We start from the raw sequence: 18,545 nt of genomic DNA, 5'->3' as shown, positions 1-18,545 counted from the left end.
TCTTCCGCAGTGTTAGCCACGCAGCCCCGAAAATGGCGCGTGACGGAAACGGAGCAATCGCATGCGCATCATCGTGCTCGACAACGACACCGATTTCGAGGGCTGGCGCAAGGCCGCGCGGCGATTGGCGCTGAACGATGTGAAGCCCGCAGAGATCACATGGACCGTACGCAGCGACGACGAATTGTCGTCGGCATCCTGCATGAATGAATTGCCGGATACGCCGCAGGCGCGGTTCAATGTGTCGGCCAAATTCGTCGAGCTCGCAAAGGCCGCGATCCTGCATCGCAGTGACGAACGCTTTGCCCTGCTCTATCGCCTGCTGTGGCGGCTGCGCAGCCGTCACGATCTGCTCAGTGCGACCGATGATCCCGATATCGCCGAGGTCCACGCGATGGCGCGCGCGGTCTATGTCGATATCGACAGGATGCATGCGCATCTGCGCTTCCGCGAGATCGGCCGCGAGCGGACGGCGCATTACGTCGCATGGTTCGAGCCGGAGCATCACATCGTCGAGCTTGCCGCGCCGTTCTTCGCCGGCCGCTTCGCCGACATGCCGTGGTCGATCCTGACCCCCGACGTCTGCGCACATTGGGACGGGCACGCGATCTCGATCACGCCGGGCGTCGCCAAATCCGAAGTGCCGACCGAGGACCGGCTCGAGGAGGCCTGGCGGCGTCACGACAACGGCCGCTTCAATCCCGCACGGCTGAAAGTGATGGAGATGCCGCAAGCCTATTGGAGGAACCTGCCCGAGGACTCGATCATTAAACCCCTGATCGAAGACGCAATGCGCATGACCAGCGGCCCCTTCATCGCACGCAAGGCGGCCGAGCCGCAGAAGCGGCAGGATACGCCGATGCCCCGCAAGCAAGTTCAAGGCAAGCAAGTTCAAGACAGGCAAGCTCACGACACGATCGCGGCCTTGCGCGAGGAGGCCGCCGATTGCCGCGCCTGCCCGCTATGGAAAGACGCAACCCAGACCGTGTTCGGCGAGGGACCGCAGAGCGCAACGCTGATGCTGGTCGGCGAGCAGCCCGGCGACAAGGAAGATCTCGCAGGCCACCCCTTCGTCGGACCGGCCGGCCAGATGCTCGATCGCGCGCTGCAGGAAGCCGGCATCGATCGCCGCAAGGTCTATGTCACCAACGCGGTGAAGCACTTCAAATTCGTGCCGCGCGGCAAGATCCGGCTGCACCAGAAGCCGAGCACACCGGAGATCCGCGCCTGCCGCCAATGGTACGAGCGCGAGCTCGCCACCATCAAGCCGGACCTCGTGATGGCACTCGGCGCCACCGCCGCGCAGAGCGTGCTCGGCAAGATCACGCCGATCAACAAGAACCGCGGCCATCTGATCGACCACGACGGAACCAAGGTGCTCGTCACCGTGCACCCATCCTATCTGTTGCGGCTGCCGGATGAAAAAGCCAAGGCGCTGGAATATCAGCGCTTTATCGACGATCTGAAAATCGCCGCACACCAGTTGCGCAGATCAGCCGACGCAGCGTGAGTTCCGCAAAATCGACGGAACCGAAGAACCACATCGCAACGAGAAATTGTTCTAAGCTGCGGACAAATACCTACAACCTTGAATTGATCCGTGGTAAGGTGGCGTGTTCCGCAGGTATCGGGCGTCATGTTCACGCCATGACGTACCCTGAGGCGGGCGCGCTGCGCGGTTTGCTAGCCCCGATCGTGCGGCGCGCCACCTCATCTCTCAATCCCCCTCCCTCATTTCGCAACCTTTCACTCGCAGGCGTCCGCCGAATTCTCCGGCTGCCCGGCCGGCCGGATGCCGGTGTGATGCCGTCCGCACATTGTCTCGTCCTGCGAAACGCAGGCCGCAGCTTTCCGTCGCGATCAGCGATCCCTTGTTGCTGAAGATTGCCACGAGGCCGCGAAGCCACGTGCGCGCTCAATGCGTTGCACAAAACTTCGGCTCGATGTCCACCGCCACGGGAGACCGGCGCGGCTCGCGGGCCGGATTTCAATTGCTTGTCATATGCATCGATCAAAATCGGGAGCATTGGGACAGGAGTTTACCATGAGCGATATGGCGTTACCCGGCTCGATCGAGCCCGCCCTGAAAAAGGGTCCGGACCTCGACAAGGGCTTTCATCCTCTCACCGGGGTTATCTATTTGGGCGTGGTTGCGGCCGCGCTGCTGTTCGTTGCCTACAGCATCTATGTCGATGTCGACGCCACCGGCACGCGCATCACCTCGTTCCTGCCGTATATCCTGCTGTTCGTCGCGCTGCTGATCGCGCTCGGCTTCGAATTCGTCAACGGCTTCCATGACACCGCGAACGCGGTCGCCACCGTGATCTACACCCGCTCGCTGCCGGCGCATGTCGCCGTGGTGTGGTCGGGCATGTTCAACCTGATCGGCGTGCTGCTCTCCAGCGGCGCCGTCGCGTTCGGCATCGTCTCGCTGCTTCCGGTCGAGCTGATCCTGCAGGTCGGCAGCAGTGCCGGCTTTGCCATGGTGTTCGCGCTCTTGATCGCCGCCATCATCTGGAATCTCGGCACCTGGTGGCTCGGCCTGCCGGCCTCGAGCTCGCACACCCTGATCGGTTCGATCATGGGCGTCGGCATCACCAACGCGCTGCTGCGCGGCCGTGATGGCACCTCGGGTGTCGACTGGTCGCAGGCGACCAACATCGCGAAGGCGCTGCTGCTGTCGCCGCTGTTCGGCTTCGCGCTCGCCGCCGGCCTGCTCTACCTCCTCAAGATCGCGCTGCAGCGCGCGACGCCGGCGCTGTTCGGCGAACCGGTCGGCGACCAGCCGCCGCCGTGGTGGATCCGCGGCATCCTGATCCTGACCTGCACGCTGGTCAGCTTCTTCCACGGCTCCAATGACGGTCAGAAGGGCATGGGCCTGATCATGCTGATCCTGATCGGCACCGTGCCGACCGCCTATGCGCTGAACCGCGCGATGCCCTCGAGCCAGATCGAGCTGTTCACGGCGCACTCGACCGCGGCCAGCAAGGTCATCGAAGGCAAGGCCGCCGGTTACAACGTGATCGGCAATCCGCGCCCGGCTGTGACCAACTATGTCGCGCAGCACCAGATCAACGAAGGCACCTTTCCGTCGCTTGCGGTGCTGGTGCGCGACATCGGCCAACAGGTTGCCCAGTATGGATCGCTGGCCAAGTTCCCGGCTGACGCGGTCGGCAACACCCGTAACGACATGTACCTGGCGTCCGAGGCGATCCGTTTCCTGATGAAGGACAAGGAAGCCGAGCTGACCGCTGCCGACATCGCCACGCTGAACGCGTACAAGGGCTCGCTCGATGCCGCGACGAAGTTCATCCCGAGCTGGGTGAAGTTCGCCGTCGCCATCGCGCTCGGCCTCGGCACCATGGTCGGCTGGAAGCGTATCGTCGTCACCGTCGGCGAGAAGATCGGCAAGACCCACCTGACCTACGCGCAGGGCGCCTGCGCCGAGATCACGGCGGCCGCGACGATCGCGGCGGCCGACGGCTACGGCCTGCCGGTCTCGACCACGCACGTGCTGTCGTCAGGCATCGCCGGCACCATGGCCGCCAACGGCTCCGGCCTGCAATGGGCCACGATCCGCAACATCGCGATGGCCTGGGTGCTGACGCTGCCGGCGGCGATGATCATCTCGGGCGTTCTGTACTACGTGTTCTACCACCTGTTCTGACGCCCCACGCTTTCGGCGCAGCAACGCGCCGGACAAAGGCCCGCACTCCGGTGCGGGCCTTTTGCTTTGGACCTGCAGCCCGGCTCCTTGCTCAGGCGGCGCAGGCCTTCGCAACCTCGGCCAGCAGGCCGCGCGCCCATTTGTGCAAGCCGGATTTGGCCGTCCTGGCGCCCCAGTGCATGTCGATCGAGATCGGCACGCGGAACGGCAGCGCAGCGACATGGAGGCCGCCGCGCATCGCCCGCGCCAGATGATGCGGGATAGTCGCGACGAGCCTGGTGCCTGTGATGATGCGCTCCAGACTGTCGTGGTTGGGCAGGCTGACCACTGGCTCGATCTCGATCTTCCTCGCCCTCAGCGCCGCGAGATAGAGCGGCTGCCACTCACCGCTGTGGGTGATGAAGACATGCTCGGCCCTGGCATAGGCCGACAGCGCGATCCGGCCGCGCGCGAGCGGATTGGCCGGATCCATCACGCAGACATAGTGATCGGCGAGGATATGGCGACGGAAGAAGCCTTCGCCGGCGATGCCGACCGGACCAAGCACGATGTCGCACTGGTTCTGCTTGAGATGGACATTGCCGTGGCCCGCGGCATCGAGCAGGACGAGACGGACCCGCGGCGCGCCGGCGCGCAGCCGCGTGCTGAACTGCGGGATCAGGGTCTGGCGTTCGTGATAGTTGCAGGAGATCGTCACGCTGCCCTGCGCCGTCGCCGGATCGAACTCCGCCGGTGAGGCAAGCCCGTCAATTTCGCCGATCATCTCTCGCGCCCAGGCGACCAGCGCCGCGCAGCGTTCGCTCGCCGTCACGCCATTGCCGCTGCGGACGAACAGCGGGTCATGCAGCGCGCCGCGCAGCCGCTCGATCGCATAGCTGATGGTGGACTGATTGACGTCGAGCCGCTTGGCGGCGGCGGAGAACGACTGCAGGTCATAGACCAGCACAAGGGTCCGCATAGTTCCGATGTCGATCGGATCGATCGAGGAATTGGCCGCCACGCTGCACCTCCCGCATTGCTGGCGGCCCAGCCTAGCACAAGGTCATGGAATATTTCGATGGGCCAGATCAATCCCATCGAATTGAGCGATCGCGCACCCGGAGCTAGCCTTCGCGAAAAAGCGCTCCCGGGAGGACCAATGACCAGCGCCGTGCCTGTCGTCACCGATATCGCGTATCAGGATCTGCTCGACGACCCGTATCCGATCTTCCGCCGCCTGCGCGAGATCGCGCCGGCGGTCTTCGTCGCGCCCGCGAAGCTGACACTGGTGACGCGCTTCGACGACATCATGCGGATCGAGCGCGATCCCGCGACCTACTCGGCCGACAATCCGGCCTCGCTGGTCAACAAGGTGATGGGGCCGACCTTCATGCGCAAGGACGGCGCTGAACACGCGATCGGCCGCAAGGCGATCGAGCCCTCGTTCCGACTGGCCACGATCAAGGAGCATTGGGCACCGAAATTCACCGCGATCGCAGAAAAGCTGATCGACGAGCTGGCCGGGAGCGACGGGGCCGATCTGTTCTCCGCCCTGGCCGCGCCGATGGCCTCGACTCAGCCTGATGGCGATGATCGGCTTTCGCGTGATGCCGTGGCAGACCCTCGCCGAGTGGTCGCAGGCGCTGATCGACGGCGCGGGCAATTACGCCGCCGACGCCGAGATCGAGCGCAAGGCGATGCAGGCGAGCGCCGATGTCGATGCCGCGATCGACGCGGTGCTCGACGATCTCCGCAGCCAGCCAAATCCTTCGATCCTGTCCTCGATGGTCAATGCCGATCCGTCGATGCCGATCGAGGGCATTCGCGCCAACATCAAGGTGATCATCGGCGGCGGCCTGAACGAGCCGCGCGATGCGATCCTGACGCTTGTGCTCGGCCTACTGGAAAACCCGGCACAGAAGGACGGCGTGCTGGCGAAGCCGGAGCTGTGGCCGGCCGCGCTCGAGGAAGCGGTGCGCTGGATCTCGCCGATCGGCATGTATCCGCGCCGCGTCACCCGCGATGTCGAGCTCTCCGGCACCACGCTGCCGCAAGACCTTCAGATCGGCCTCTGCGTCGGCGCCGCCAACCGCGACGGCAGCCGCTTTGTCGAGCCCGATCGCTTCGACGTGACGCGGCCCAAGCAATCGCATCTGGCATTCGGCGCCGGACCGCATTTCTGCGCCGGCACCTGGGTGTCACGGCTCACCGTCGGCAAGATCGTGGCGCCGATGCTGTTCGCGCGCTTGCGCAATCTGCGCCTCCGCGCGGAGGCGCCGCCGGTCGTGCGCGGCTGGGTGTTCCGCGGACCGGTGACGCTGCCGGTGCGATGGGACGCGTGAGCCTCACGCCGCCAGCGCGTTCTCCACGATCTTCACGAAATACGAGGTCCCATAGACGATCGCCTCGTCGTTGAAATTGTAGGCAGGGTGATGCAGGCCGGCGCTGTCGCCATTGCCGCAGAAGATGAAGGCGCCGGGTCGCGCTTCCAGCATGTAGGAAAAATCCTCGGCGCCCATCAGCGGCGGCATCTCGTGCACGTTGGACGCGCCCGCGACCTCGCGCGCGATGCGGCTCGCGAATGCGGTCTGCGCCTCATGGTTGACGGTGACCGGGTAGCCGCGCTCATAGGTCAGATCGATCTTCGCGCCGGTCATCTTCGCAACGCCGTCGACCACCTCGCGCACGCGCTTCTCGATAAGGTCGCGCACCTCGCGGGTCAGGGTGCGCACGGTGCCGCGCAGCTCCGCAGTCTGCGGGATCACGTTGCGGGCGTTGCCGGCGTGGAATTCGCACATCGAGATCACGGCGGAGTTGAGCGGATCGACGGTGCGCGCGACGATCTGCCGCAAGGCGGTGACGAGCTGCGCGCCGACCAGCACAGAATCGATGCATTTGTGCGGACGCGCGGCGTGACCGCCGAGCCCTTCGATCTTGATGTCGATCGCATCGGTCGCGGCCATGATCGGGCCGGTGCGGATCGCGAACGAGCCGATCGGAATCCCGGAGCCGTTGTGCATGCCGTAGACCTGCTCGATGCCGAAGCGGTCCATCAGGCCGTCCTTGATCATCGCGGCCGCACCGGCACCGCCCTCCTCGGCCGGCTGGAAGATCACGACCGCGTCGCCGGCGAAATTGCGCGTCTCGGCGAGATAGCGCGCCGCCCCCAGCAGCATCGCGGTGTGGCCGTCATGGCCGCAGGCGTGCATCTTGCCCGGCGTCTTCGAGGCGTAGGGCAAATTCGTCTGTTCGTGAATCGGCAGCGCGTCCATGTCGGCGCGCAGGCCGATCACCTTGACGTCGCCCTTGGCCGGCCCCTTCTTGCCCTTGATGACCCCGACCACGCCGGTCTTGCCGAGCCCGGTCGCGACCTCGTCGCAACCGAACTCGCGCAACCGGTCGGCGACGAATGATGCAGTGCGATGCACATCGTAGAGCAGCTCGGGGTTTTCATGGATGTCGCGGCGCCAGGCCTGGATATCGGGTTGCAGATCGGCGACGCGGTTCACGATGGGCATGAGAATTCTGGCCTCAGAGGTTGGACGTAAGTCATCTCTAGCATGCAAGAGCCGGTCCACCCAAACAGATGTGGCATGCTCGCGGCTGGGGCCTGCATTCGCAATCGGGATGCGGGCCGTCCCTCGCTGGACTTTGCGCAGACCTCGGGCCTGAAATCATCGCATCCGACCAAAGCCTAATAGTGCGGGACCTATCCCGCACGGATACTACCCCAGGTTTCCCGCACCGAAATCCTCTCGCCTTCCAACACGGAGCGGCTGCATGACGCCGGATCAGGCGGTGTTGTTTTCCACCATCATCCTGCTGGTGCCGATGGGATACTTCCTGCTGGCGGCGCCGGCGTTCCTGCTTGTGAAGCTCGACGTCCCGCCAGTCACGCGGCTGCTGCGCGGCATGTTCAATGCCTACTTCCTCGTGCTCACTGTCTCGGGCGTGATCGGCGCGCTCGCCTTTGCCACGGCCGGCCGGTTCGCCGTTGCGCTTGGCATCGCCTTGATCGCGGCGTTCGCGGTGCTGGCGCGCCGATGGTTTTTGCGACGGCTCGATGCCGAGGCGGACGCGCGAGAACTCGGGTGATCCGACCGCGGTGCGGCGGCTACGCCAGCTGCATTGGGGCGGCATGCTGTGCAACGCGGTGCAGGTGTTCGCTCTGGTCGGCAGCATTCCCTACATGGCGCCGCTGCCCTGATCGCGGTTTGCTCGCTCGTCCGGATGCGGTTCCCGGCTGCCCGCTATGCGTCACGTTTCCGATGCGGATCGTACTTCGAAAGGACGTCCTTGAGGTAATCCCGGCTTTTCCATTCCGGAGCGGGCGGCTCGTACCCGGGCCGAGGCACGTACAGATTCGCCGGTACGTCCGCTGAGGCGCCCATCAGGTCCGGAACGTAGCGCGGGCAATTTGGAAAGATCTCGCATTTGACGCGCACGACGACCTTCGCGCCATGATGCCCGGCAAGCACTTCGGCGCCGTCGTGGATCGTTGCCTTGCCTCGGATGCGCGTGCGAAACGTCTTGCCGTCGAGCCGTACGAACAGCAGCCCGACATTCGGGTTGCGGTGAATATTGCCGAGCGTGCGGTACATGTTGTTGCCGTCGTACTCAGGGAATTCAAGCGTATCAGGCCCGGTGATCTTCACGAAGCCGGGATCGCCGGAACGCATCGAGCAATCGACGTTGTCCTGATAGCTGGTCGCGATGAAAAAGAAGCGCGTCTCCTCGATGAGCTTGCGGTCCTGTTCCCAGAACTCGAAGTGGAGGCGATGCTTCTCGAGGCCGTCGGCGACACGCCGACCGTCGAAGCGGTCCTGCAACTCACGCATTCCGTCGTGATAGAAAGGGGCGCGGACTGGGTCGGCCACGGGAATCCTCCGGCAAGTTGAGCAATCGATCTGCACTTTGACGTGGCCGCGATTTTCCTTGGCAGTTCATCCGGCCAGCAAAGCGAAAGACTATTCATTCGGCACGGGCGTGAAAAGCCATCCAGGTCCGGAGCGGGTGAAAAGGGCGTCGATGACGGCCGTTCCCTACCCTGATGTGAGCATCTGGCTGCGGATCTCCTGCGCCGTGCGGCGCAGCGGCAAGAGATACTTCTTGCGCGCGCCGGCTTCGCTCACCGTCCCCGAGATCGTGTTGACGCTGAGCGCGGCGACTACCGCGCCCGCGGGATCGCGCAACGGCACCGCGATGCCGCAGATCGCCGGATCGAGTTCGCCGTCGACCCAGGCATAGCCGTCGCTCTCGACCCGCGCGAGCAACTCGCCAAGACGCTTCGGATCGGTGACCGTGCGCGGCGTGACCTGCCTGAAGCCCCCGGTCGCGAGATAAGCCTCGCGGGTGCCGGGCGGCAGCGCCGCGAGCATGACGCGGCCGAGCGAGACCAGATGCGCGGGCAGTCGGCTGCCGACGCCGAGATTGGCGGAAAGAATCCGCCGCGCCGGCAGGCGCAGCGCATAGACGATCTCATCCTCGTCGAGCACCGCCATCGCGCAGGACTCGCCGATCTCGTTGCGCAGGTTTTCCAGCGCACGCTGCGCATGACCCCAGTATGGCAGCGCGTTGAGATAAGACAGGCCGAGCCCGAGCGCGCGCGGCCGCAGGCTGAAATAGCGTCCGTCGGAGGCGCAATATTTCAGCGCGATCAGGGTCGCGAGGATACGCCGCGCGGTGGCGCGGTTGAGGCCGGCAGTATCGGCGGCCTCCGCCAGCGTGTGCCGCCCCGGCGGCTTGCCGAGTGCCTCGATGATCGAGAAGCCGCGCGCAATCGCGCGCACGAAGCCGTCACTCTCTTTGCTCATGGCGGGCGCCCAGCTGGTTCCGTCATCGCGCTCATGACATCGCAGCCCGCATGGCTGCCTGCACATGACGCGGCCCTGCGCGCTTGTCAGGGGCTCCCGACCGCGCTAGCGTGAATTCATACAGCGAATTAATTGTTCGCCTGACGAACTCAATAGCAGGAGGATGCACGATGGCGCAAGCAGAAAGTTCTGCGGCCACCCCGTTCGAAACCGATTTCTGGAAAGACGCGAAGCTGCGCAAGGTGTGGGACGACATCGTCCCCGGCGAGCCGCGCAAGACGCTGCCCTACAAGCTCACGCAGGAAGCGATCGCGCTGTACTGCCGTGCAGTCGGCGAGACCAATCCGCTCTATCTTGACGAAGCAGCCGCCAAGGCCGGACCCTATGGCGGGCCGATCGCGCCGCCCGCGATCCATATCCTGCTGATGTTCGCCTGCACGCCGGCCGACGACTGGATGCGCTCGCCGGGCACCGTCAATGCCGGGCAGTCGTGGAGCTACAACATCCCGGCACGCCCCGGTGACACCATCACCCTGCAGGCGCGCGCGCTCGACAAGTTCATCAAGCGCGAGCGGCTGTTCGTGGTGCACGACAACGTCTTCTTCAACCAGCATGGCGACGTGATCTGCTCGGGTCGCGGCCAGACCATCCGTCCGATGTAAGGAGGATCACCATGACCACGGCGAATTTCGAATCTCTCAAGGCCGGCGACACCATCGACGGCCCGGCATTCGCGGTTTCGCGCGAATCGATCCGCCTGTTCTGCGATGCGTCGCTCGACTACAACCCGCTGCATCTCGACGACAACTACATGAAGGGCGATTTCGGCAAGACCAATTTCGGCGGCATCATCATGCACGGCATGAACAATTTCGGCCTGATCTCGCGCATGCTGACCGACTGGGCGCTTCCGGCCGGCGCGATCCATCGCAGGCTCGAAACGCGCTGGCTGAAGCCGGTGAAGCCCGGCGACACCATCCGCCCGGCCGGCACCATCAAAGCCAAGCAAACGACCGCGAAGTCACGCTGGGTGCTGGTCGACGTCGCCGTACAGAACCAGCGCGGCGAGACGGTCGCGGCCGGCGAAGCGATGCTGGAGTTTCCGCCGAACGCGAAGGCGGGATAGCCGCGCGCACTCGATCGGAGCAACGGGCTCGACTTACCTCGCCCCGCCTGCGGGGAGAGGTCGGGAATGCATCGCTAGATGCATTCCGGGTGAGGGCGAGCCTCCGCGAGGGTTGCTGTCACCGTCTATGGGGAGACGGTCCCTCACCTCAACCCTCTCCCCCTAAGAACGGGGCGAGGGAGCCTGCCGCCGTCGCGGCACCAACAAACAATCAAATAATCACTTGAGGAGACTTTCATGCAGGATGCGGCCCATTCGCGGCTCTATGGACGGATCGCCTGGCGCCTGATCCCGTTCCTGCTGGCTTGCTACACGGTTGCGATCATCGACCGCTTCAACATCGGCTTTGCCAAGCTGCAATTCCTGCACGACCTGCAGATCGACGACGCCGTGTTCGGGCTTGCTGCCGGCATCTTCTCGGTCGGCTATGTCGCGCTCGAAGTGCCGAGCAATCTCCTGCTGGTCAAGGTCGGTGTCCGCAAGACGCTGCTGCGGATCATGGTGCTGTGGGGTGCTGTCACCATCCTGCTCGCGCTGGTGCAGAACCAGTATCATCTCTATCTGCTGCGCTTCCTGCTCGGCGCCGCCGAGGGCGGCTTCTTCCCCGGCATCCTGTATTATCTGACGCTGTGGTTCCCGGATCGCGTACGCGGCCGCATGACGAGCCTGTTCGTGATGGCGGTGCCGCTCGGCGGCGTCATCGCGGGTCCCTTGTCGGGCCTGATCATGGATCACATGCAGGGCGTCCATGGCCTGCATGGCTGGCAGTGGCTGTTCATCCTCGAAGGCGGCCCGGCCGTGCTGCTCGGCATCGCCGCCTATTTCTACCTCGCCGACGGACCGCAGGTCGCGAGCTGGCTGAGCGCCGACGAGCGGCGGCAGGTCGCAAGCGACCTCGCCCGCGACCGCGCCGCTGTTCCCGGCACCACGCGGAGCTTCGCGGCGGCGCTGCGCGAGCCGCGCGTCTATCTGCTCTCCTTCATCTACTTCGCGTTCTTCTGCTCGCTCAACACCATCCTGCTGTGGACTCCGACGCTACTGAAACGCGTCGGCGTGGCGACCACCACCGAGATCGGCTGGCTGAGCGGCGCGATCTCGGTTGCGTCCGCGATCGGCATGGTGCTGATCGGCTACAGCTCCGACCGCACACGGGAACGGCGCTGGCACGTGGTCTGCTGCGGCCTCGTCGCAGCGGCCTGCTTCATCGCCTTGCAGGCCGCGCAAGACAGCGTGCTCCTGACCGTCACGCTGCTTGCCGTCGCCTCGATCGGCATCTTCGCGATCCTGTCGCTGTTCTGGACGATTCCGAACGCGATGCTGGAGGGCAGCGCCGCGGCCGGCGGCATCGCGCTGATCTCAGCGATCGGCTCGTTCGGCGGCGCGGTCTGCCCTGCCCTGATCGGCTGGATGACTGCCGCAACCGGGAGCATCTACGCACCGCTCGACCTCGTTGGCGCCGTGCTCGGCATCGGCATGCTGACGCTGATCGTCTGTGTTCCCCGCGCGAGACATGAGGTCACACTGGCCGAACCGAGCCGCCCCTGATCATCCAGCGCACGCCCGGCATCCACTGCCGGGCTTGTGTCGGCCCGCTGCGTCTGGATAGAACTCGGTCCTGACTCTGTCAGAACCGAGTTCTATTTTCTTGTGTTGACGCGTTTTCTTCACGCGAACCGGGCTCCACTTCGCTCGAAAACGCTATAGAAGGGGCCCGAACAAAAGACGCTTGCCGGGAAAGAGGACATGCCGCGAAGGCTCGAGGGTGATTTCGACTACATTATCGTCGGCGCAGGCACGGCGGGCTGCATCATGGCCAACCGCCTGTCGGCCGATCCGAAGAAGCGCGTGCTGCTGCTGGAAGCCGGCGGCAACGACAACTGGATCTGGTTTCATATCCCGGTCGGCTATCTCTTCGCGATCGGCAATCCGCGCTCTGACTGGATGTTCAAGACCGAGGCCGAACCGGGCCTCAACGGCCGCGCGCTCGCCTATCCGCGCGGCAAGGTGATCGGCGGCTCCTCCGCCATCAACGCCATGATCTCGATGCGCGGCCAGGCCGCGGATTACGACCACTGGCGGCAGCTCGGCCTCACCGGCTGGAGCTACAGCGACGTGCTGCCGGCGTTCAGGCGGCTGGAGGATCATTTCTTCGGTGAAAGCGAGCATCACGGTGTCGGCGGCGGCTGGCGCATCGAGGCGCCGCGGCTGTCGTGGCAGATCCTCGACGCGGTCGGCGATGCCGCCGAGGAGATGGGCATCAAGCGCATCCCGGATTTCAACACCGGCGACAACGAGGGCACCAGCTACTTCCACGTCAACCAGAAGCGCGGCCGGCGCTGGTCGTCGGCGCGCGGCTTCCTCAAGCCGGTGCTGAACCGCAGCAATCTCAGGCTCGAAACCGACGTGCTGGTCGACCGCCTGGTGATCGAGAGCGGCCGCGCCGCCGGCGTGCTGTTCCGGCAGGGCAATGAGACGGTGGAGGCGCGCGCCCGGGGTGAAGTGATCCTTTGCGCCGGTTCGATCGGAACCACGCAGGTGCTGCAGCGCTCCGGCATTGGTCCGTCCGAATGGCTGTCGCCGCTCGGCATCGACATCGTGCTCGACGTGCAGGGCATCGGCCATAATCTGCAGGACCATCTGCAGCAGCGCGCGATCTACAAGGTCTCCGGCGTGCGCACGCTGAACGAGACCTATTACAATCTGGTTCGCCGCGGCCTGATGGGCCTCGACTACGCATTTCGCCGCCGCGGGCCGCTGACCATGGCGCCGTCGCAGCTCGGCATCTTCACGCGCTCGGACGCGACGCGCTCGCGCGCCAACATCCAGTTCCACGTGCAGCCGCTGTCGCTCGACAAGTTCGGCGATCCGCTGCACCGCTTCCCGCGATCACGGTGAGCGCCTGCAATCTGCAGCCGAGCTCGCGCGGCACCGTGCGCATCAAATCGTCCGTTCCCGACGACAAGCCGTCGATCGCGCCGAATTATCTGTCGACCGACGACGACCGCCAGGTCGCGGCCGACGCAATCCGCACCACGCGCAGACTGATGAAGCAAAAGGCGCTGGAGAAATATCATCCCGAGGAATTCCTGCCCGGCCCCTCGGTCGGCGACGACGATGCCTCGCTTGCCAAGGCTGCCGGCGACATCGGCACCACGATCTTCCACCCCGTCGGCACCGCGAAGATGGGAACGGCCAACGATCCGATGGCCGTGGTCGACGAGCGGCTGCGCTTCTACGGCCTGCACGGCCTGCGCATCGCGGATGCCTCCGTGATGCCGACCATCACCTCGGGCAACACCAACACGCCGACGGCGATGATCGCCGAGAAGGCGGCCGCGATGATCCTGCAGGATGCGCGATAGAGCGACGATGAACGCCCCGAAGCGCTTTCTGGTCGGCGATACCGGTGCACAGGTTGCGGTGGCGCAATGGGGCGAGCCGGCCTCGGACAAGCCGCCGGCGCTGCTGCTGCACGGCACAGGCTTTGTCGCGGAGGTATGGACCGAGGTCGCGGAGGCGCTTGCTGCCGATCACGCCGTCTATGCGCTCGACCGCCGCGGCCATGGCTTGAGCCACAAGCCGCCGGCCGATCGTTATCACTTCCAGGATTTTGCCGAAGACGTCCGCATGGTGGTGGAGCGCCTCGACCTCCATGACATCTACGGCATCGGTCACAGTGCCGGCGCAACCGACCTGTTGCTCGCAGCCAGACTGATGCCCGGTCGCTTCGCGCGCCTGCATGTCACCGAGCCGACCGCGATGGACCCCCGCGCGCCGCGCGCCGGAGGCCTCAGCGACATCGCGAACGGCTCGGTGCAGGGCGTGCTGCGCCGCCGGGCCGAGTTCGACAGCGCCGACGATCTGTTCCAGCGGCTGCGCGCCGCGCCGGCCTTCGCACCATGGACCGAACGGTCGCTGTGGGCCTATGTCCATCACGGCTTTGCGCGGCTCGACGACGGCCGCATGCGGCTGCTTTGTACGCCGGAAATCGAGTTGGCCCTGCTCGGGCCGATCTTCCAGGCCATGGAGCAAATCTACACCGGCGACGCCCGCGGTAATCCGTTCCCCTGGTTCTCCGACATTGCCTGCCCGGTCTGCATCGCGACCACCGAGCAGTCATGGCCGATCTACAAGGAAATGGCCGACCGCGCCGCGGCGCTGATCCCGCATGCGAGCCGCTGGACCTTCGACGGCGTCGGCCATTGCGTCGCGCAGGAAGCGCCGGAGCTGCTGGTGGCAGCGCTCACGACATTTGCCGCGCGTGCGCGTTAAGGCGTGCACGTATCAATGCGTTGCGTCTAGCCGTAGTGATCGAACTCGCTCAGGGCAATTCGGACCTCTCGCGCGAAATCGACCAACGACACGATGAAAGCCACAACGGCAACAATGAAGAGAATGGCAACGCCCCGCTCGTGCTGGATGTGAAGGAACGCACTCACAAAGCCGACGACGATGACAACGCTGATCGAGATGCTTCCCATGATGGACCAGAAGATCGCACGATTGATCATGGTGGCGCGCCGAGCAAGACGCGGCAGGTCGGCCTTGAGCCGGCATCTCGCCTGATCCTGATCCGAAATTTGGTTCAGGTAAATCGATCTGTCGATGATCCGGTTCAGGCGGGAAATCAGCACCGCGATAAAGGCCGCCAATGCGCCAAGCAGAAATGCGGGCGCAGCCGCTTGAGAAATCACTTGAGAGAGCTGACTGACCGACGGCGTATCTGGCAGCATCAACTCAACTTTCGGGTTACACAATCGAAGCCAGCAACAGCGCTGCTATTTTGTCACGACCCGTCGGGTCGGCGTCACGGTGCTGGTCGGCGCCATCGGAGAGATCGAGAACGTCAACCAGGTATTCCAGCCGGCCGGGCGGTTCTCTGCTGAAAATTCTCCATACCCTTTGAGATTCAGATAACCCTGCATGTCGCCTACGGGAAACAGGAAACCGATCTGCGGACCAACGCCAAGCACGCGGGACCGGAAGCCTCCCAGGACAGGGTGCTGGCCGAAATCGTCGGTGATCTGCTGATAGGCATATCCAACCAGGCCAACGAAAACCTGCTTTGATAGGAATTGGGAGGCGCCCCAATCCAGATGGAAGTCGACCCCGTTCTGGTACTGGGTATCCGGATTCTTGAAATTGTAGGTGAAGCCTGCGACCGCGGAAAATTCGTGGCCCGCCTGCTGGTTGAAGTAGGTGTAGCCGCCGCCGGCATCGATGGCCGCGTGACCGATGCCGAGATTGGCAAGGCTGCTCGCGCTGTATGCTCCGACCGGAACGTCTCCCGTTACATAGCCCATGAAATTGTGCACCCCTGGCGTTCCACTTCAGCGTCGCCTGCGGGTAGAGGTCGCCGACCGATGTGATCGAATCGCCGAAGCTGCCGGTGCGGGTTGTCGCCAGCGGACCGACGGCCGCCGTCAGCGTCCCCGCAAGATCCGCGCTCGACCGTCCGAACAGCCCGGTCACGCCGATGGCAAGTTGGCCACCCAGCACCGGCGTTGCGAACGTATAAGTGGGATCGAGAAGGATGAGATCCGCCTGCGCGTTGAGATGCAGGTTTAGGTTGACGTTAGCCGCGGCGGGGATCTTGCCGACCTGGATCTCCCTGGCGGCCGCGGCATTGCCGAATGCACTTACGCTGGTGTGATAGTAGACCTCCGCCATCGACCAGCCGGGGACCTGCGGGTCGCTGCGAGGCTGCCGAAGCGACCGGGAAGCCAATATGAAACTCCCCCTTCGTCGGCACGGGCGACCCCAGACGAGAACGACGCCATGACCATTGTCATGGCGATGGCGACCTCCCTGAGTGTCTTGCCTCGCCCGTTTGGTCGCCGCCTCTTCGAAAGATCATGATGCCGCATTTCGCACCCACCCACCTTTGGCGCATCGCAGAACAATCTGGTCCGGCTCGCGCAAGCGTACGATTCGCGACCGCAAAATCGAAGCACGTTGGTTCGTGCCGGCCCCGGTGGCGCCGGCACGAAGCCAGATCTCAGCTCGACCTTCTTGACGGCAGGCACCGTCCACGTGCCGTTGATGATCGATGGGTCCGTTTCCTGCGGCCAGTACATGCGCAGCATGAGGATGAAATCCCCCTCGGGCGCAGGGAGCCAGTTGGATTCCTTGTCTTTGCCGGGCGAGTCTCTTCTGAATGTAGAGATCGGTCGAGCCGTCCGGATTCTCCTTCAGATTTTCCCGCGCACTGATCGAATATCGGTTGAGCGGATTGTTCACGAAGAAGTAGCCGCTGTCGTACATCGTGAGCGACCAGAATCCTCGGCCGGAGGCAGGTGGCCTTTGGGAAACCGCATGACGTACTTGTTCGCGCCATTGTACTTGCGGTCCTCCGCATCCTTTTGCGAGGTCGGGTAGACCGCGTCCTGCGGACGATTGGCGCCAAGCCCGATCGCAGTCACCAGGGCCCGCATCAGGTAGTCGGTGCCGTAGATGCCGGTTTTCGTCGTGAACGCAAAGCCGTTCTCGTCCTTGACCGCCTTGTTGACCTTGAACTGAAGCATGATCCTGTCGAATGACACCTCCGGGACGCGCTTCAGGAAGTCCGCCTTCAGCTTGCTCTCGTCGAAATCCTGTCCGGGGACGATGCCGATGCGGGCAAATTTGGCGAGCTGGGGCGCGTCTGCCGCATATGGCGGGTTGGCTTTCATCAGTTCGCACAGCAGCTTGAGATACGACACCGCATCCATGCGATTGACCTGTTCGCGGACCGCCGTCTTCATGTCGATCGAAGGATCGACCTTGCCCGGAGGTGGCGTGTACGGCTTGCCGTAAGCGCTGAGCGGAACGAGCTTGCACTCGTCCTGCAGCTTGTGGACGGCTGCATAGTCCTCCGGCGTGCCGGTGCAATAGATGCGGCCGAGCAGCCACACGATGTTGGTGGGCGATTTGTACTCCTTCACGCCATCCGGCAGCGTGCCTTTCCAGCCCGGCCCGGTGATCGCGTAGGTCTGTGCGCCCGTGCCGGTGGTGCGCTTGCCCGGCACCTGGAACACCGTGGTCCAGCCGTCCAGCATGGGCATCAGGAAATAACGCCCCTTCATGTCCGGGATGCTGAGGACCCACGGTTCTTTCCCGACGTCGAAGAAGGACGTGGTGTAGAGCGTGTCCGCATTGGGTGCGGTGACATCGCGGAACGACGCATCCGGATACTGGCGCAGCTTGATGATATGGCCCATCGGCCCTCGCGTGCCGACAGGCTCGGCGACGTTGGTGATGATCCGGCGGGTCATCTCCATCGTCACCAGCGGATAGCCGAATATGTAGGCGTCGCTCGCGAGCCAGAAATCCTCCAGGCCTTGACCGATACCCAGGAAAGCACCTTCCTCGGCGACGGCCGGTCGACCCATCGCCGCTCCGGTGAGCAGACCCATTCCGCCAAGCGCAAGATTGCGACGAGTGATGTCCATGGTTCTCTCCTTGTGTCAAAATCGAATGATCTTCAAACGATCGCCAGGCTGCTCCGAGGTCGGCCTGTCGTAAAAGGTGTCCGAGCTCGCGATTACGGCTGCATCCTGATCCCGAGCGCCGCTCTCATATCCTTGAAGACTACTGCGATCGCCTCGATGATGAGCTGGTCGGGATGAGCCTTGCAGTGCTGGATCACCTCGTGCTCGGCCTCACGGGACTTCTTGATATCGAGGTAATGCTTGCGCGCGAGGCCGTTGTACCAGCCGCTGTACCAGGCAGTGAGGAGATCGGCGTCTCCCTGCCACGTTCCGGCGAGCTGTGCGCATGTCAGTTTCTGAACATCCAGATAGCCTTCCGCGTTGGCGTAAGCGCTGAGGTCGGTCTGCGCATGCGCTGAATGAACGCCGGCGACAATGAGTGATGCTGCAATCATGGCGGTTGGTCTCATGATCCCCTCCTGCGAGCTTGTGTGTTCGGCTTAAGTCCGGCCGACCTTGCATCAGTCGACCCGGAGGCTGCGACGTAGCCA

The 18,545-nt window shown here is 64.2% G+C and carries 14 protein-coding genes and 4 pseudogenes; 9 read left to right on the top strand and 9 right to left on the bottom strand.

Features of this window, described 5'->3' with window-relative positions:
• Positions 1-61 precede the first annotated feature (61 nt).
• Both ACSKB9_RS38200 and ACSKB9_RS38195 read left to right on the top strand, forming a co-directional pair.
• Positions 62-1,510: a UdgX family uracil-DNA binding protein gene (locus ACSKB9_RS38200; RefSeq protein WP_438079538.1), complete on the top strand. Its 1,449-nt coding sequence runs from the start codon at positions 62-64 to the stop codon at positions 1,508-1,510.
• Between the two features lie 534 nt (positions 1,511-2,044).
• Positions 2,045-3,667: an inorganic phosphate transporter gene (locus ACSKB9_RS38195; protein WP_438079537.1), complete on the top strand. Its 1,623-nt coding sequence runs from the start codon at positions 2,045-2,047 to the stop codon at positions 3,665-3,667.
• A 91-nt stretch (positions 3,668-3,758) separates the two neighbouring features.
• Here ACSKB9_RS38195 and ACSKB9_RS38190 read toward each other — a convergent pair whose 3' ends face one another.
• Entirely contained in the window at positions 3,759-4,667 is a 909-nt protein-coding gene (locus ACSKB9_RS38190; protein ID WP_438079536.1) for a LysR family transcriptional regulator, read from the bottom strand.
• Between the two features lie 42 nt (positions 4,668-4,709).
• Positions 4,710-5,117: a hypothetical protein gene (locus ACSKB9_RS38185; RefSeq protein ID WP_438079535.1), complete on the bottom strand. Its 408-nt coding sequence runs from the start codon at positions 5,115-5,117 to the stop codon at positions 4,710-4,712.
• Positions 5,118-5,229: 112 nt separating this feature from the next.
• Here ACSKB9_RS38185 and ACSKB9_RS38180 point away from each other — a divergent pair, with 112 nt between their 5' ends.
• Positions 5,230-5,988 carry a cytochrome P450 gene (locus ACSKB9_RS38180; protein WP_438079534.1) on the top strand — a complete coding sequence of 253 codons (759 nt, stop codon included), beginning with the start codon at positions 5,230-5,232 and terminating at the stop codon, positions 5,986-5,988.
• A 3-nt stretch (positions 5,989-5,991) separates the two neighbouring features.
• Here the strand turns inward: ACSKB9_RS38180 and ACSKB9_RS38175 are convergent, their stop codons facing one another.
• Positions 5,992-7,164 (bottom strand): M20 aminoacylase family protein, encoded by a 1,173-nt coding sequence (locus tag ACSKB9_RS38175; RefSeq protein ID WP_438079533.1) that lies wholly within the window; start codon positions 7,162-7,164, stop codon positions 5,992-5,994.
• A gap of 262 nt (positions 7,165-7,426) precedes the next feature.
• Here ACSKB9_RS38175 and ACSKB9_RS38170 point away from each other — a divergent pair.
• A pseudogene (locus tag ACSKB9_RS38170) lies at positions 7,427-7,853 on the top strand (hypothetical protein).
• Between the two features lie 43 nt (positions 7,854-7,896).
• Here the strand turns inward: ACSKB9_RS38170 and ACSKB9_RS38165 are convergent.
• Together ACSKB9_RS38165 and ACSKB9_RS38160 are read right to left on the bottom strand one after the other, a co-directional pair.
• Entirely contained in the window at positions 7,897-8,523 is a 627-nt protein-coding gene (locus ACSKB9_RS38165) for a pyridoxamine 5'-phosphate oxidase family protein (protein WP_438079532.1), read from the bottom strand.
• Positions 8,524-8,688: 165 nt separating this feature from the next.
• A complete protein-coding gene (locus ACSKB9_RS38160) occupies positions 8,689-9,459 on the bottom strand; it encodes an IclR family transcriptional regulator domain-containing protein (protein ID WP_438079531.1) in 771 nt (256 codons plus the stop codon).
• A 170-nt stretch (positions 9,460-9,629) separates the two neighbouring features.
• Between ACSKB9_RS38160 and ACSKB9_RS38155 the strand changes: the two genes are divergently transcribed.
• From ACSKB9_RS38155 to ACSKB9_RS38135, 5 genes and pseudogenes are all read left to right on the top strand, one after another.
• On the top strand, positions 9,630-10,121 hold the full coding sequence (locus ACSKB9_RS38155) for a MaoC family dehydratase (protein ID WP_438079530.1): 492 nt from the start codon (positions 9,630-9,632) through the stop codon (positions 10,119-10,121).
• Positions 10,122-10,132: 11 nt separating this feature from the next.
• Positions 10,133-10,585, top strand: coding sequence for a MaoC family dehydratase (locus ACSKB9_RS38150; RefSeq protein WP_016847524.1), 453 nt, complete (start codon positions 10,133-10,135; stop codon positions 10,583-10,585).
• 237 nt (positions 10,586-10,822) lie between these two features.
• Positions 10,823-12,130, top strand: a complete 1,308-nt coding sequence (locus tag ACSKB9_RS38145) for an MFS transporter (protein ID WP_438079529.1) — start codon at positions 10,823-10,825, stop codon at positions 12,128-12,130.
• Positions 12,131-12,328: 198 nt separating this feature from the next.
• A pseudogene (locus tag ACSKB9_RS38140) lies at positions 12,329-13,947 on the top strand (GMC family oxidoreductase).
• Positions 13,948-13,954: 7 nt separating this feature from the next.
• Positions 13,955-14,857 carry an alpha/beta fold hydrolase gene (locus ACSKB9_RS38135; protein ID WP_438079528.1) on the top strand — a complete coding sequence of 301 codons (903 nt, stop codon included), beginning with the start codon at positions 13,955-13,957 and terminating at the stop codon, positions 14,855-14,857.
• Between the two features lie 26 nt (positions 14,858-14,883).
• Here ACSKB9_RS38135 and ACSKB9_RS38130 read toward each other — a convergent pair whose 3' ends face one another.
• The 4 genes and pseudogenes from ACSKB9_RS38130 to ACSKB9_RS38115 all read right to left on the bottom strand — a co-directional run bounded on the left by ACSKB9_RS38130 (position 14,884) and on the right by ACSKB9_RS38115 (position 18,449).
• Positions 14,884-15,318, bottom strand: a complete 435-nt coding sequence (locus ACSKB9_RS38130) for a DUF2721 domain-containing protein (RefSeq protein WP_057015678.1) — start codon at positions 15,316-15,318, stop codon at positions 14,884-14,886.
• Between the two features lie 45 nt (positions 15,319-15,363).
• Positions 15,364-16,377: pseudogene (locus ACSKB9_RS38125) on the bottom strand (SphA family protein).
• A 213-nt stretch (positions 16,378-16,590) separates the two neighbouring features.
• Positions 16,591-18,015 (bottom strand): annotated as a pseudogene (locus tag ACSKB9_RS38120) (DUF1254 domain-containing protein); the annotation flags it as partial.
• A gap of 92 nt (positions 18,016-18,107) precedes the next feature.
• A complete protein-coding gene (locus tag ACSKB9_RS38115; protein ID WP_438080572.1) occupies positions 18,108-18,449 on the bottom strand; it encodes an HdeA/HdeB family chaperone in 342 nt (113 codons plus the stop codon).
• Between the last annotated feature and the right edge of the window lie 96 nt (positions 18,450-18,545).

The sequence above is a fragment of the Bradyrhizobium sp. BR 1433 genome (genome assembly GCF_051547665.1).
Lineage (GTDB): Bacteria > Pseudomonadota > Alphaproteobacteria > Rhizobiales > Xanthobacteraceae > Bradyrhizobium > Bradyrhizobium australafricanum.
The sequence above is the reverse complement of the archived record's forward strand: the minus strand, read 5'-3'. Positions and strand labels throughout refer to the sequence as shown.